The organism is Bradyrhizobium sp. U87765 SZCCT0048 (assembly GCF_018131225.1).
In the GTDB taxonomy this organism is placed as follows: Bacteria; Pseudomonadota; Alphaproteobacteria; order Rhizobiales; family Xanthobacteraceae; genus Bradyrhizobium_A.
Genome location: NZ_JAFCMM010000001.1, coordinates 2,607,799 through 2,623,884 on the forward strand (window position 1 = coordinate 2,607,799; position 16,086 = coordinate 2,623,884).

Sequence of the window (16,086 nt, forward strand, 5' to 3'; positions counted from 1 at the left end):
GTCAGTTGCCCGCCCAGACATCGAGCACATAGCGGTTGTGCACGCCGAGCTGCTCGATCCAGCGCGTCGCCTGCTCTTCCGTGGCGCCATTCTTGGCGCGGTGGATGCCAACCAGCGTAGCCTTGACGTCCGGCTCCATCTTGCCGCCGTCGCCGCAGACATAGACGATCGCGCCGCGCTCGATCAGGTTCCAGACCTTGTCCTGCTGCTGGGCGATGAGATGCTGCACATAGGTCTTCGGCCCCTCGCCACGCGAGAACGCCACATGCAGCTCGGCGACGCCGTCGGTGGCAAACTGCTGCAGCTCCTTCCCGTACAGAAAGTCCTGATCCGGGTGGCGGCAGCCGAAAAACAGCATCGCCGGGCCGAGCTCCTGCCCCTGCGCCTTGCGCGCCGCGCGCTCCTGCAGGAAGCCGCGGAATGGCGCGAGGCCGGTGCCCGGACCGATCATGATGATCGGCACCGCCGCATCGTCCGGCAGGCGGAAGCCGGCCTTGGTTTCCTTCACCGTGGCCTGGATGACGTCACCGACTCGGCGACCCGCGAGATAGTTGGAGCAGGTGCCCTTGAAGGTGCCGCGTCCCGACAGCGACGGCGCCGCCACCACCGCCGTGGTCACGCTGCAGCGCGACGCGCCGGCCACCTGGGGCGACGACGAGATCGAGTAGTAGCGCGGCGACAACAGCGACAGCATCTCCAGATAGGCGCTAAACGGCAGCTCGCAGGCCGGATGCTCCTCGAGCAGATCGAACACCGACTTGCGGCGCGCGAGCACCTCGGCGCGGTACAGTTCGTTGGACGCGGCGTCATCGCCACTGAGCGCCTGCAGCTTCGGCTTCGTCATCGGGCAGCGGGTGTGCTCGGCCATCGCCTGGATCTGCTTGCGCGTCGCCACCTGCTGCAGCTCGACAAACTCGGTGAGCAGCCGCCCGACCGACACCGCCTGGCCGACCGGCAGCTGCGCGCGGCGCCCTTCGGCGACGTCGAGACGAATCTGGTCCGCCGGCAGGAAACCGAACCGCCGGGCGACGCGGTCGACCAGCGCCGGATCGTTACGCGGCACCACACTGAGATGGTCGCCGACGCGATAGCTCATGCCCGCCGGCAGTTCGATCTCGATGTGCCGGGTGGAACGGCCATCCGCCTCGCCATGAGTCTGCAGCTCGTCGTTGACCAGGACCTTCATCGGCACTGCGCCGCCGAGGCTTGCGATGGTGTTGGGAATGGAGGCGGCGACCGGCTCGACGCGATAGAGCGGCGCATCGCCAGCCTCACGCCCGAACGCGGATTCGACGCCGAACTCCTTGGCCGCCAGCGCCCGCAGTTGCGTGAACCAGGTCTCGAACTGGCCGTCGAGATCGTCGCGGGCGTCGCCCTCGCCGCGCGGACAGGCGCGGTTGGCGCCATGAGCCGCAAGACGCTCGTCGATCAGCCGCGGAATCGACTGATAGGTGGCGAGCCAGTCGCTGTTGCCGCAGCCGAACACGGCATAGCGCACCCTGGCGAAGGCATCCGGCGCATGGTCGCCGCCGATCCACTTGACGAATTCGGTGGCGTTATCCGGTGGCGCGCCGTTGTAGGAGGCGCAGACAATGATGGTGCCGCCGTCCTCCGGCAGCTTGCCGACGGAATCGTCGAGCGGCGCCAGCGTCGTGGCAAAGCCGTTGACCTCCGCGAGATCGGCGATGCGATGGGCGATATCTTCCGCGGTGCCGAGGTTCGAGCCGAAGAGAATTGTCAGCGGCGTGTTGTGGCCGGGGCGCGGCCGGGCGCCGGCCACGGGAGCCGCGACGATCGGCGCAGCCGCTGCGCTGCTGGCCCGCGCCCCCGCTGGCGCGCGATCCGCGTCGGTGCGCGGCAACACCTTGATCTTGAAGCCATCCGGCTTGATGGTCAGCGTTTCCTTGAGCTCCATCTGATAGCCGGTGTGGTCGACCAGCTTGAAGCGCTGCAGGATCATGCCGAGCGCCAGCGCGGCCTCGTGCATGGCGAAGCCGCGGCCGATGCAGGCGCGCTGGCCGTTGCCGAACGGCTTCCAGGCGTTGACCGGGCGTTTCGCCTCCGCCTCACGGCTGAAGTTCTCGGGATCGAACGCATCGGGGTTCGGCCCCCACACCGACGGGTCGCGGTGCAGCGCCAGCACCAGCACGGTGACGAAGGTGCCTTTCCTGAGCTTGTACTGCCCGCCGATAACCTCGTCCTGCAGCGGCGACAGCCCGAATGCCGGCGCCGGCGGCCACAGCCGCAGCGCCTCCTTCAGGATCTGGGTGATGTAGGTGAGCTGGGTGACCTGCTGGTAGGTCGGCTTGACGGAGGTATCCGGCCCGAGGACACGGTCGACCTCCTCGTAGGCCTTCCGCAGCACCTCCGGATGCTTGAGCATCGCGTAGATCGCGCAAGACAGCATGCCGCTGGTGGTTTCGTGTCCGGCGATCAGGAAGGTGTTGATCTGGTAGCGAATGTTGACGTCGTCGAGGTGCTCGCCGCTGGCGCGGTCGACACCGCTGACCATCGCCGCCAGCATGTCCTTCTTGCCGGCCGCGGCCTCGGCGCTGCGCCGCCGCTCGCGCACGATGTCGTCGACCATGCCATTCATGAAGGCGATGTCTTCGGCCATCTGCTGGGCGCGGCCGCGTTTCAGCAGGCCCTCCAGCGGCAGGCCGCGGGTCGCCATCACCGTCTCCAGCGAACGCACGAGCGCCGCCACATAGGGGTGATAGTCCCGGCGGTAGAACGAATTGAAGCGGTAGTCGAAGCCGCACAGGCCGATGGTGTCGAGCGTCAGCGCGGTCATGTCGTGGACGACGTCGATCTCTTCGTCGACGTTGAGCCGCTCCCACTTCTTCACCAACTGGTCGGCGATATCGACCATCATCGGATGATAGGACTGCATCGCACGGTTGCCGAACGGCGTCATCAGGATGTTGTGCGCCTTGCCCCAGTTCGGCTCGGTGGTGTCGGCGGTGAACAGGCCATCGCCGGCGATAGCGCGGATGCGACGCAGCGCGCCGCGCACTGCCTTATCGAAGCGCTTCTCGTCGCTGAGCTCGTCGACCAGCGCCGCACCCGACACGATCACCATCGGCACGCCCATCATGTCGAGCCAGAAGATCGGGCCGAGCTCCCGGGTCAGCCGGACGAGATGCTGGACCGGAGCCGTCGCATCGATCGACAGCATGTTGCCGACCACCGGCTTCTTCGGCGGATGCGGAATCGGATCCAGTCTGTTGTTGGACGCCATCGGCTCGAGCTCCCCCTGCCCGTTCGGGCCATTCCCGGAATCAACCTATAGATCAACCACTCCGGCGGCGGCAATTGCGCCACCGTCGCAGTCCGCCACATGTCGGGCGCCAATCCGTGCCATCGCCTCAACCGAAGCGGCGCCGCCGCCATTCGATCAGCCTGCCGCTGACCTCATCGGGCTGCTCCTGCTGGGTCCAGTGGCCGCTGTCGCGCACCAGATACTTTTCGAGATCGGGCACAATGGCCTCCATGCCGTCGCAGGCCGACGGCGGCAGCACCGCGTCATGCTCGGCCATGATCATCAGCGCCGGCACCCGCACCGTGTGGTCGAGCTCCGCAGCGGCCTGCCAGTTGCGGCTCATGTTGCGGTACCAGTTGATCCCGCCGGTGAAGCCCGTGCGCGTGAAGGTGTCGACGAACACCTGCATCTCCTCCGGCGACAGGATCGGCGTCCGCGGATCCTTGGCGGCGTCATAGGCCGCCACCATCTGCGGAAACGCGAGATTGGTCTTCGGCGAGGCGCCGACCCCGGCGGTCGGCGCCTCCGTCACCGGCGGATGGGGCAGCGGCTTGCGCATGAACGCCTCGAAGGTCTGGCGCACCCGGCCGCCGAAGATCGCGTCCGGCGCCCGCCCGGGATCCTGGAACTGGATGATATACATCTGCTCGCCAAAGCGCCGGCGCAGCAGCTCGATCGGGTCGGCCGGCGCCCGTTGCGTATGCGGCGTATTGATGCCGACCACACCGGCAACACGTTCGCGATGGCGCAGCGGCATCTGCCACACGACGAAGCCGCCCCAGTCGTGCCCGACAAAGATCGCCTTGTCGATCTTCAGATGGTCCAGCAAGCCGACGAGGTCGGCCGTGAGATGGGCGATGTCATAGGCCTCGACCGGCTCGGGCCGCTCGGTCGCGCCATAGCCGCGCTGGTCCGGCGCGATGACACGAATGCCTGCCTCGCTCAGCGCCTTGATCTGATGCCGCCACGAGAACGCGATTTCCGGCCAGCCATGGCACAGCACCACGGGCACGGGATCGTCCTTCGGTCCGGCATCGTAGTAGCCCATGCGGATGCCATTGGTGTCGGCGTACTGGAGGGGCGGCATCTGCAGCAATGCGGGCATGAAACAACCTGTCAGCGATGAAGGACATCAAAGGGACAACAGGCCGCCGGCGAACGCGAGCGGCGCGCGGAATCGGGATCCGGAACGGCCATCACGCCGATCTAGCCGGCAGCGCCGGACGCCGCGGCCGGCTGGGCATAGGCTTGCGCCAGAAGTTCGAGCTCGCGCGGCAGCATGTCGGCGATCTCCTGGACGTGGGGGATGATATTGGCGCCGGCGATAAAGCCGAAGTCCAGCTGGTCGCGATAGCTCTGCACGGTGATGTTGAGCGCAAGTCCGTGGGTGGAGATCGAGACCGGAAAGATGTTGAGCAGCTCGGCGCCGACCGCGTACAACGTCTGCCGCGGCCCGGGCACGTTGGAAATGGTGACATTGGCGGTCGGTGGCAGGACATCGGGCAGGTTGGAGCGGCTGTAGAGCAGCGCCAGCACCTGCACCATGATCGGGGCGCCGAGCATCGACAGGTTCGACATCTGCGGCACCAGCGCCCGCATCGGATGCGACATCTCCTTGGATTTGGTCGATTCGGCGATGATAGTCTGCAGTCGCTCGCGCGGATCGGCGATGTGGGTCGCGATCGAACAGACCATGCCGAACACCTGGTTGTTGGCGTCCGCATTCCCTTCCTCGCGCAGCGAGATCGGCACGGCCGCTGTCAGCGACCGCGACGGCAGCGCGCCGCGCGCATCGAGATAGCGACGCAGCACGCCGCTCGACAGCGCCATCACCACATCGTTGAGCTTGCCACCTGCCGCCTTCGCCACGGCCTTGGCCTGAGGCAACGACACCGACACGGCCGCATAGCTGCGCTCCGATGAGATCGATTTGTTGAGGATCGTCGACGGCGACACCATGCTCGACAGGCTCTCGCGCGACTTCGGGTCGGCCGCCTTCGCGGCCATCTGCGACACGCTCTTGAGCACGCTGGGAATGCTGCCGGCGAACCGCACCGCGTTCTCGATCTGCATCATGGCGTTGTCGAACAGGATCGAGCCGAGATCGCTCTTGCCGGTGCGCGGCAATTCGACCGACTTGAGCCCGGCGGACATGTCGAAACGCTGCGCCCAGACCTGCTGGTAGGAATCGAGGAAATCGGCGGCGATATCGCGCGCCTCGCGCTCGGCCTTCGCCGGCTCGGGTGCCGGATCGATTTTGCGCGGCACCGGCGTGACATCATAGATGATCGATGTCAGCGCCGCGCCGGCGCCACCGTCGATCGCCGCATGGTGCATCTTGGAATACAGCCCGACCTCGTTATTGGCCATGCCCTCGAAGACATAGAACTCCCATAGCGGCCGTGCGCGGTTGAGCAGCTTGGCATGCATCCAGCCGACAATGCGCTCGAGCGTGGCGCGGTCGTGCGGCGCCGGCAGGCTGGCGCGGAAGATGTGGCGGTCGATATCGAACTGGTCGTCCTCGACCCAGCTCGGATGGTCGATGTCGAGGGGCGTCTTGGCAAGGCGCGATTTGAGGATCGGCGCGATATGCAGCCGCTCGGCGATCATCGCCTTGAAATCCTCGAAGAAGTTGCCCTGGTAGCCGTCGGGCAGGCGGAAGATCGCCATGCTGCCGACATGCATCGGCATCTCCGGGGTCTCGAGATACAGAAACGACGCGTCGAGAGACGACAGTTTCCTGCCGATGCCGCCCATGGTTTTCCTCCTGCCACACCCGACGCCTGCTGGCGTTCTGCTTGCCGCCATTCTGGCACCACGGCAGCGGATGTAAACACGCCAATGCCCGGCGGACTGCGGGTCACGGGCCCGCGCGCCGCCGCAGCGCAAAAGCAAGGCCAGCCGGTGACGTCAGCGGTGGCGGGGAAAGAACGGCGCGATCAGGCCGCCCGGCCTGAACGGAGCCCAGGTGCCGACGGGCTGCGCCAGACGGTCCGCGGTCGCCCACAAGGCCGGAGCATGAAAACCGAGGCCGATATGGGTGGTTCGCACCTCGATGTTCTCGCTGCGCGGGCTCTCCTGCTCAAGGCAGGCTTGCCAGGCGACAACACCGTCGGAACGCGTATAGATCGCCGTGGCGGGGACCGGCAGCGGGCGTGCCAGTTCGGCTACCCGCGTCGCGCCGACCGCGGTCGCCGGCTGGCCGGTCAACAATTTCCAGATCGTCCGCACATTGCTCGCTCCAGGCGCGGCAAAGGGACTGCCGAGCGTCACCACGAGCCGCACGCGCGCGGGAATTTCACGGGCAACCTCGCGTGCCAGGATGCCGCCAAGGCTCCAGCCAATCAGGCTGACCGGCTGGCCGGCGACCGCGAACAGCCGGTCGACCTGCCGCACGATGGCCGGAATTTCGAGCTGTGGCAGCCGCACATTGCGTCCGCGCCCCCAGCCATGAACATCGTGACCAAGCGAAGCGAGAAAGCCGCGCAATGCGAACGTCGACCGGTCGTTGGCGCCAAGGCCCGGCAACACCAGCACCGGCTGGGGCGTGCCCCGCGGCGCGAGGCTCAGGAACGGTGCCGCGGCGGCGAGCCCGGCGAGATCAAAAAGCCCTCGCCCCTCAAGCGCCAGCTTGAGCGGCGACGGCGGTCGGATGACGCCCGCGCGGGCTTCGGAGGGCGAACTCATCGGCGGCCTCCCTGTCGTCGAACCGGGTCTTGACGCTCCGATCGGCGGCGCGACAGTGCCGGACGATGTCGTCGGCCAGCATCGGCGTCACTTCGGCGGGAAAGTCATGACCCATGCCCGGGATGATCTTCAGTCGGGCGCCACGGACATGCGCGGCGGTATCGATGCCGCCCTCGACCGGCACCAGCGGATCGTCGGCGCCATGTAGTACCAGCGTCGGCGCCGTGATCGTCTCCAGCAGATCGACGCGGCTGCCGCTCGCCATGATGGCCGCAAGCTGGCGTACCGCGCCAAGCGGATAGTACGAGCGATCGACCGCAGCCTCGACCTTCTGGCGCAGCACCTCGGGCGGCGTCGGATAGGCCGGGCTGCCGATGGTGCGGAACAGCTTCATGCCGTAGCGAACCAGTTGCTCGCGGTTCTCCGCGTTCGGCCTGCGCCCGAACATCACTGCGTTCACGCGCGGCTTGGGCCGCGGCAACTTGCGATCCCCGCTCGACGACATGATCGAGACCAGGCTGCGCGTGCGTTCGGGATAACGGGCTGCGACGATCTGGGCGATCATGCCGCCCATCGAGGCGCCGACGATGTGGGCGTCCTCGATGTCGAGCGCATCCAGGAGGCCGACCGCATCCGCCGCCATGTCGTCGAGCGTATAGGGCGCATCGATCTTGCGGCCGAGTACGGTCTTGAACAGCATGCTGGCGAGACGAACCCGCGGCGCTTCGACCAGCTTGGTCGACAGCCCGATGTCGCGGTTGTCGAAGCGGATGACGCGATATCCCGCATCCGCGAGCTGATTGCAGAAGTTCTCCGGCCACGCGATCATCTGCGTGCCGAGGCCCATGATCAGCAGCACCGCTGGCCCGGAGACCGGACCCCGCTCGTCATAGGCCAGCTCAAGGCCTTCGACGGACGCAAACTCCACGACGTCTGTCACAATTCCGATCCTTCTTCAGACCTTCGGGTGCCAGCACCCGCAAGGGACCACCTCTCCGGGGTCCGTCTTGCCGGTGCGCCCTGGTCCGTCCACAGCCGCGACCGCGGCTGTCAAAAACTTGTCATAAAGGCCGAATGTGCCAGAGTTCGTCTGCAGAAGCCAGTGTCGCGTACATAAAGACCGCCACCTGCGTCGAGATCACGCGCATGTCATCATCCGCGGGACGGAACCCGCGGGATAAACGGCGCCTGAGCGGCACCGCCGGATCGAATGTCACAAATCTGTCACGCGGTGGTGGCGAGACCGCCGTCGACCGGGATCACCGCACCGCAGACGAATGCGCTCGCGCGCGAGGCGAGGTAGAGCGCGATGCCGGCCATGTCGTCGGGCTGTCCCATCCGCTTCAGCGGCGTGCCGGCCAGCGTCTCACGATTGTCCTCATCGGAAATGCCTGCCGTCATCTTGGAGGGGAAGTAGCCCGGCGCAATGCCGTTCACCGCGATGTGTTTCGACGCCAGGAATTTGGCCATCAACCGTGTCAGATGATTCACGCCCGCCTTGGAAGCCGCATAGGAATAGGCTTCGAGATGCGTGGTGCGAATGCCTTCGATGGAGCCGATGTTGATGACCCGGGAATTGAAGTCCGGCGAACCCGCCGCCTCCAGCAGCGGCAGCAGCCGCTGGGTGAGGAAGAACACCGACTTGACGTTGAGGTCCATCACCTTGTCCCAGCCGCTTTCCGGGAATTCGGCGAAGCTCGCGCCCCAGGAGGCGCCGGCATTGTTGACGAGAATGTCGAGGCGCGTTTCCCGCTTGCCCAATTCGGCCGCGAGATGCGCGATGCCTTCCATGGTCGAGATATCAGCCGGAATGGAAATGCATTCGCCGAACTGCGATAACTCCTTCGCCAGCGCATCGCAGGCGTCGGCCTTGCGCGCGCTGATATGCACCCGCGCGCCATTCTCGACATACGCACGCGCGATCATCTCGCCAATGCCGCGGCTGCCGCCCGTGACCAGCGCGACCTTGCCGCGAACCGAGAACAATTCTTCCACCTTCATGTCGTCTCTCCCCCGCCGTCTGTCGCGGCCGTGTTATTTGTCCGCCAGCAGCTCTTCGATCTGAGTGGTCAACGACCGGGGCGGCACCGTCGGCGCATGGCGAGCCACGACCGCTCCATGCCGGTCGACCACGAACTTGGTGAAATTCCACTTGATCGCCTGCGAGCCCAGCAATCCCGGCCGCGCAGCCTTGAGATGGTCATAGAGCGGATGCGCGCTGGCGCCGTTGACGTCGATCTTGGCGAACAGCGGAAAGGTCACATGATAGCTGGTCGTGCAGAAGCTCGCGATCTCTTCCGCCGATCCGGGCTCCTGGCGCCCGAACTGGTTGCACGGGAAACCCAGCACGGAGAACCCGCGTGGCGCGTAGGCCTGGTGCAGCGCTTCCAGACCTTCGTATTGTGGTGTGAAACCACACTGGCTGGCCGTATTGACGATCAGCAGGACCTGACCCGCGAAACGCTGCAGCGGCGTCTCTTCGCCGGTGAGCAAGCGCGCTGAAAAGTCATACACATTGGCCATGGGGTGCTCCGTCGCCACACCTTCCATGTAAAGCAAGCGGTCGGCGCGTCAACACTGGCGGGTGTTTTAAACGCTCGTCAGAATCATCGCCGGGGCTAGCTGCTCAGAACAACGTCTGGAATTCCCGCGAGCCCGGCGCGCCCTGGGCGCTATCCATGCGGGCATTCATCACCGTGAACAGCTTCGCGACCGTGTTGTGGCGCACCGCCACGGGATTGCGCTCATAGCCGCCGCGCTGGAAGAAATTCGAAGTCGGCACCACCTCGCGCAGGCTCTGCGGCATCGTCACCATATCGAGACCGGTACCGTCGCCCGTCAGGTTCATCATCTCGAGCTCTGCGGCCGCAAGCGGGCGCGCCACGCCCTTCTTGCGCGCGAAGATCACCGACGTCAGCAGCTTGTGGGTTTGCAACAAGGGCCCGACATCAATGTCGAGCACCATGGCATGGGTGCCCCAGCCCTGCTCGGTGTTGGCGAGCCTTTCGTGGTCGCTCCAGTTGTCCGGCACGGTCTGGCTGAAAGCCACCATGCGCTTGAGCACGCCGATCTTGTGATCCATCGCCTTGCGTGGTGGTCCGGTCAGGGTGCGGGCACGCTCGCTCAGCACCTTGATGAAATGATCGCCGCGCTCCGCCAGCAGCTCCACCGTGTTGGTGGTGAGCAACTGGTTGTAGCCGATCGCCGTAGAGATGGCGCGACCGCCGGGCTTGCCCGAGATGAAGCCCGACTGCATGTCATAGCGGCCGTTGCCACCGGTCTCGAACGCATAGACGCGGACAATCTGGTCGCGCGTCAGCCCTTCGGCCGTCGCCGCGCGAACGTAGGCGCGCTTGAAGTCGACCTCGGCCGCAGGCCGCTGCGGACTGAACTGGAAATGCTGGCCCGCCGCACGCACGAAATCGGCGACCACCGGAATATATTTTGGCGGCCGGGTCTCCTTGCCCGGTTCGGGCTCGGGTTCCGGCTCCGGATTCACCGGCCGCTTGGGCCCGCTGTAGACCGGCGGCTGCTCCAGCACATAGTCATCACCGGTGACCTCGACCCCGTCGCGTCGCTTGGCGTTGCGGGTCTTGCGCTTCTCGGACACCGCGCTCCAGTAGGCCGACGCGTCGGCGTCGAAGGCCGCGCGGGCCTCCCTGTACTCGGCGAGACGTCGCTTGTATTCGGCGACCGCCGGCGAGGTGAAGAACTGGGCGAGCGCGATCTCTCCGTGATCGGAAGCCGCTGCAAGCGGCAGCGCGCGCAGCGGAACCGGCCGCAACACGGCGGCAAGCGCGGCGCCGCCACACAGGATCAGCGCGCGCCGCCGATGGATCGACGCAGTGTCACACGCAGTATCGCTGCGTCGGGAAGGCGTTTGATTCGACATGCCGCCAGCATAACTGATTTGCCGGCTGTTCCCTGCAGGGTTTCGCGAGGCAAAACGGCGCGCCACCCCACGGTGACACCGACCGTACAAGTGACGCTCCGTTCATCTGCATTGCAGTGCGGACCGGCGGTCACGGCCGACGAGACCTCAGCCGGCAGCCTGCGCCAGATGGCGGAACATGTGGCTGCGGGCCTCGTCGTCCATCACCGTCTTGAACGCATGCGTATCCTTGAGCGCCACCGCTCGCGCCGCCGCCGGACGCGCGCCGATCTCGTCGACCAGGCGCTTGAGGTGCGGCAGCTTCGCCCATGCCTCGTCGCCGGCCACGAACGGGATCATCCGCGCCCAGCCCCACACGTCCATGTCGACAATGGTGTAGCTGTCGCCGAGCATATAGCGGCGTTCCGCCAGGCGATCGTTGAGAATTGCAAAGTGACGCTGGGCCTCGAACAGATAGCGGTTGAGCGCATAGGACTGCTGCTCCGGCGCGAAGTGCCGGAAGTGCACCGCCTGTCCGGAATAGGGGCCGACGCCGGTCGCCGCGAACATCAGCCACGACAGCAGTTCCGCACGCGCCGCCGGCGTGTTCGCCGGCAGGAACTGGCCGGTCTTCTCCGCGAGATAGAGCAGGATGGCATTGCTGTCGAACACTGTCACGCCGCCGTCGACGATCGCCGGCACCTTGCCGTTGGGATTGATCGCGAGGTACTCCGGCCTGAACTGCTCGCCCTTGCGGGTGTCGACCGGAATCGCTTCATAGGACAGGCCGGTCTCCTCGAGAAACAGCGCCACCTTGGTCGGATTGGGGGAACCATTGAAATAGAACTTGAGCACGACAGGCCTCCCACGGGGTTGAACGATACGTTGCCGTCACGGCATATCGACGCGTTGTTATCCCAGCCGCGCTGGCAGCGGAAGACCATGGTCGTGTCGGACTGCTCTTTGTCAACGTGACGTCAGGCGAGTTGATCGAGCAGATGCTTCACGATCATTCGTTCGGCATCGTTCAGCGGCGCCTGCGGCGGCACCGGATCGCCGATTTCATATCCTTGAACCGACAAGCCCGCCTTGATGCACGCCGCGAGATTGAAGCGCGCGAAAGCCTCGTTGATGCGCCAAAGCTTGCGCTGCAGGACGAGCGCCTGATCCCAGCGGCCAGCCCTGCAGAGATCATACAACGCCACGCTCTGCTGCGGCACGATGCAGGCCGGCCCCGCCATCCAGCCGACGCCACCGATCAGCATCACCGCCGCCGGAATATGGGCGGAGGCCGCAAACACACGGATATCGTCGCCGCAGCGATTCATGATCGAGAGCAGCCGCCCGGTGTTGGTCGAGGCATCCTTGATGTAACCGATGCGCGGATGACGCGACAGACGCTCGATGACGTCGAGCGACAGGTCGGAGCGCTGGAACTGGGGATTGGTGTAGATCACGACGGGAATGTCGACGGCGTCGGCGATGGCGCGAAAATAGCTCTCGACCTGCGCTTCGCCGATCGGGAAATAGGCTTCCATGATCGCCAGGATGCCGTCGGCTCCCAGCGTCTGGTAAGCCCTCGCCTGCGCCACCGCATCGGCGGTCGATGTCGAGGCAACGCCCGCAATCACGGGGACGCGGCCATGCACGGCCTCGATCGTCGTGCGCACCACTGCCGTGCGCTGCGTCGCATTCAGATAGGCGAACTCGCCGGTGGAGCCGAGCGGCGTCAGGCCATGCACGCCGGCCTTGACGAGATCGTCGCACAGGCGCGCCAGCACGCCGACACGGATCTCTCCGCCGCTATCGATGGGTGAGACGAGATAGGGGAAGACGCCGTGGAAGTCCGCCGTGGAGGTCATGGTCGCGCAATGCCATCTCGATAATGCCGGGATACCCATCAAACGGGCGGTCCCGCCATTCCGTCAAGGGCGCGGCGCGTCGCACTTTGGACGAAGACACCGGCAGGCGTGCACGGATGCCCTTATCCGCTGTTGCGCAGCCCCGCCGAAATCCCGTTGATGGTGATCTGCACGCCGCGCAGCACCTGCTCGTCGGTGCTGTGGGCACGATGCGCCTTGAGCAGCTCGACCTGGGTGTGGTTGAGCGGATCGAGGTAGGGGAAACGGTTGCGGATCGAACGCTCGAGCAGCGGGTTGCTCTGCAGCAGGCGGTCCTGCCCCATGATCTGCAGCAGCCGCCTGATCGACGTCTGCCATTCGCTACGAATGCGCTGGAAAATGGTGTCGCGCAGCGTCTTGTCGGTCACCAGTTCGGCATAGCGCGAGGCGACCGCGATGCTGCTCTTCGACAGCACCATGTCCATGTTGGACAGCAGCGTGCGGAAGAACGGCCACTCGCGATAGAGCTCCTGCAACAGCGCGATGCCCTTGTCGGGATGGCGGGCGAGCCAGGTCTCGACGGCGGTACCGAAGCCGAACCAGCCCGGCAGCATCAGGCGGCACTGCGCCCAGCTGAACACCCAGGGAATGGCGCGCAGGTCCTCGATCCGGCGGGTCTGCTTGCGCGAGGCCGGCCGGCTGCCGATGTTGAGGGTGGCGATTTCCGAGATCACGGTCGATTCCCAGAAATAGTCCTGGAAACCCTCGGTCTCGTAGACGAGATCGCGGTAAGCGTCGAACGCCAGCGCCGACAACTCTTCCATCGCGACCAGGTACTCCTCGCGTGGCGCCGCCTGCTGTGGCTGGATCAGGCTCGCCTCCAGCGTGCCCGCGACCAGAATCTCGAGATTGCGGCGGCCGACCTCGGCATTGGAATACTTGCTGGAGATGATCTCGCCCTGCTCGGTGATGCGGATCTGGCCGTTCACCGCGCCGCCGGGCTGGGCAATGATGGCCTCATAGCTCGGCCCACCGCCGCGGCCGACCGATCCGCCACGGCCGTGGAACAGGCGCAGCCGCACACCATGGCGGCGGAACACTTCGATCAGGCTGATCTCGGCCTTGTAGAGCTCCCAGCCCGAGGTAACGAAGCCGCCATCCTTGTTGCTGTCGGAGTAGCCTAGCATCACTTCCTGAATCCCGCCGCGGCTGTCGACAAGCCGGCGATAGGCCGGCAGCGACAGCAACCGGTCCATGATGCCGGCGCAGGCACGCAGGTCCTTGATGGTCTCGAACAGCGGCACGACATTGATCCGGCTGGTGCCCGCGGGATCGATGATGCCGACCTCCTTGAGCAGCACCGCGATCTCCAGCAGGTCCGAAACACCTTCCGTCATCGAGACGATGCACTGGCTGACCGTCTTTTCGCCGAGCAGCTTGTGTGCCTCCGCGACGCCGCGCAGCACCGCCAGTTCGCTTTGCGCCTCTGCACCATAGTCGACGAACGGCGACACCAGGGGCCGCACCGTGACCAGTTCCCCGGCGAGAAGGGCGATGCGGGCCTCCTCGTCGAGATCGGCATAGAGCAGCCCGCTGGCGGCACCGATCAACTCGCCAATGGTGCGTTCGTGCACGGCCGAGTTCTGCCGGATATCGAGGGTCGCAAGATAGAAGCCGAAACAATCCACCGCCCGGCGCAGCAACCGCAGCCGCCCGCGAGCGATTACCGCCGAATTGTTGGCAATCAGCGAGCGATGAATGACATCGAGATCGGCGCGGAACGCAGCCGCGTCCGGATAGGCTTCGGCCTTGCCGACGGGGCGCCGCTCGGTGCCGGGCCCGCCGAACGCGGTGGCCGTCGCGGCAAGCCGCGCATAGATGCCGGAAATCGCAAGCCGGTAGGGCTCGCCGCGGCGATGCGGCGACGGATCCGGCGATTGCTGCGCCAGCGCCGCGAGATCGGGCGAGACGTCAATGAGTTGCGCCGCCAGCGACAGTTCCCCACCGAGTTCATGCAGCTCATCCAGATAGAAGTGCAGGATGCGGCTGCTCTGTAGCCGCAGGGTGTCGCGCAGCACGTCCGCGGTGACGAAGGGGTTGCCGTCCCGGTCGCCACCGATCCAGCTACCGATACGCAGGAACGAGGCGAGCTCGGCGGCCTCGCCGACGGCGGTTCCGTCGTCCGGCTGCAGGCGGTCCTGCAACGCGCCATGCAGGCGCGGCAGCTCGCGCAGGAACGTATAGTCGTAGAACGACAGCCCGTTGGCGACCTCGTCGAGCACCGTGAGCTTGGTGCGCCGCAAGAGATTGGTCTGCCACAACGTCAGCACAGCCCGGCGCAACTGCTCATCGACCTCCTTGCGCTCGTCGCCGGTGAGCTTGGTGCGCTCGCTGCGGTCGAGCAGCCCGGCGATCTCCATCTCGCGATCGATGGTGCTCTTGCGCCGGACCTCGGTCGGATGGGCGGTCAGCACCGGGCTCACCAGGGCCGCATCGAAGAAACGACGGAGTTCGTCGACACTCTTGCCGGCCTTGCGGGCGCGCGCGACCGCCGCCTCGATGGTCGCCGGCTCCGGCGGCTGCCCGGCCAGCACCCGCGAGCGTTGCTGGCGGATGTGATTTTGATCCTCGGCGATATTGGCGAGGTGGGAAAAATAGCTGAAGGCGCGAATGATGCGCACGGTGTCGCTGGTCGACATACCGTTGAGAATGTCATCGAGCTCGCGACGGGCATCCTGGTCCTCGTCGCGATGAAAGCGCACTGAAGTCTGACGGATACGCTCGACGAGGTCGAACACCGCTTCGCCTTCCTGGTCGCGCACGGTGTCGCCCAAGATACGGCCGAGTTGCCGGATATCGTTGCGAAGCTGCGCGTCCTCGAACCCTGCGACGGAAATGTCCTCACCCGACGCACGCGTCTCGCCCGACGTCTTCACGTTCAACGACATAGCTACTCCCTCGCCAGCGATTCCGCAGCGCACAAATCGAGTGTCCTACAACACGGGGGGCGGATGCAAGAGACCCGCAGGGCAATGATGGCCGCTGCCGTCGCCAGCCACCCCATCGACCGCGACACTCTATATATGCGCCGCGCAACGCAGCTTCGCCGAAGCGGCGTTGCGAAGGTCGCCCGCGACGGGCAAAACCTGCATTCCAATTTCGAACGGTGTGGTCACGCCGGAGCGACATGACGTGGACCGCTTCGCGCGACCACACGTGGCCACCTCACAGCCGCACCTGCGCGCAACGCTGACAGCGCAACTCAGCTGCTCGCGACGCTTCACCTCCGCATCGTCAATTCTGATGAGATGGTGCACGAGCGCGCCGCAATGGTTTGCCGGCACGCCTCTGATTGGTCGCATCCGCAACAACAAACGCTTCGTGACATCACGCGTTGCCTCGCGCAACATCTCGCGCGATCCCGC

10 protein-coding genes and 1 pseudogene are annotated in these 16,086 nt (G+C 65.7%); all 11 read right to left on the reverse strand.

All coding sequences use genetic code 11. The features are described from left to right. Position 1: 1 nt before the first annotated feature. Positions 2-3,241 carry a bifunctional cytochrome P450/NADPH--P450 reductase gene (locus tag JQ639_RS11520; protein ID WP_211966229.1) on the reverse strand — a complete coding sequence of 1,080 codons (3,240 nt, stop codon included), beginning with the start codon at positions 3,239-3,241 and terminating at the stop codon, positions 2-4. 127 nt (positions 3,242-3,368) lie between these two features. Next, positions 3,369-4,358 (reverse strand): alpha/beta fold hydrolase, encoded by a 990-nt coding sequence (locus JQ639_RS11525; RefSeq protein ID WP_211966581.1) that lies wholly within the window; start codon positions 4,356-4,358, stop codon positions 3,369-3,371. Positions 4,359-4,468: 110 nt separating this feature from the next. Then, positions 4,469-6,019, reverse strand: a complete 1,551-nt coding sequence (locus JQ639_RS11530) for a wax ester/triacylglycerol synthase family O-acyltransferase (RefSeq protein WP_211966230.1) — start codon at positions 6,017-6,019, stop codon at positions 4,469-4,471. Positions 6,020-6,172: 153 nt separating this feature from the next. Beyond that, the gene (locus JQ639_RS11535; protein WP_211966231.1) at positions 6,173-6,949 is read right to left on the reverse strand and encodes an esterase/lipase family protein; all 777 of its coding nucleotides are present in this window, start codon (positions 6,947-6,949) and stop codon (positions 6,173-6,175) included. Next, the gene (locus JQ639_RS11540; RefSeq protein ID WP_211966232.1) at positions 6,882-7,889 is read right to left on the reverse strand and encodes an alpha/beta fold hydrolase; all 1,008 of its coding nucleotides are present in this window, start codon (positions 7,887-7,889) and stop codon (positions 6,882-6,884) included. The genes JQ639_RS11535 and JQ639_RS11540 overlap by 68 nt, the downstream gene beginning before the upstream one ends. 284 nt (positions 7,890-8,173) lie before the next feature. Further along, entirely contained in the window at positions 8,174-8,950 is a 777-nt protein-coding gene (locus JQ639_RS11545) for an SDR family oxidoreductase (protein ID WP_249123057.1), read from the reverse strand. 33 nt (positions 8,951-8,983) lie between these two features. Continuing rightward, positions 8,984-9,472 carry a glutathione peroxidase gene (locus tag JQ639_RS11550; protein ID WP_211966583.1) on the reverse strand — a complete coding sequence of 163 codons (489 nt, stop codon included), beginning with the start codon at positions 9,470-9,472 and terminating at the stop codon, positions 8,984-8,986. A 103-nt stretch (positions 9,473-9,575) separates the two neighbouring features. Next, positions 9,576-10,841, reverse strand: coding sequence for a hypothetical protein (locus tag JQ639_RS11555; RefSeq protein ID WP_371745057.1), 1,266 nt, complete (start codon positions 10,839-10,841; stop codon positions 9,576-9,578). Between the two features lie 147 nt (positions 10,842-10,988). Then, entirely contained in the window at positions 10,989-11,675 is a 687-nt protein-coding gene (locus JQ639_RS11560; RefSeq protein WP_211966233.1) for a glutathione S-transferase family protein, read from the reverse strand. Positions 11,676-11,797: 122 nt separating this feature from the next. Next, a complete protein-coding gene (locus JQ639_RS11565) occupies positions 11,798-12,682 on the reverse strand; it encodes a dihydrodipicolinate synthase family protein (RefSeq protein WP_211966234.1) in 885 nt (294 codons plus the stop codon). 122 nt (positions 12,683-12,804) lie between these two features. Continuing rightward, positions 12,805-15,540 (reverse strand): annotated as a pseudogene (ppc, locus tag JQ639_RS11570) (phosphoenolpyruvate carboxylase); the annotation flags it as partial. Between the last annotated feature and the right edge of the window lie 546 nt (positions 15,541-16,086).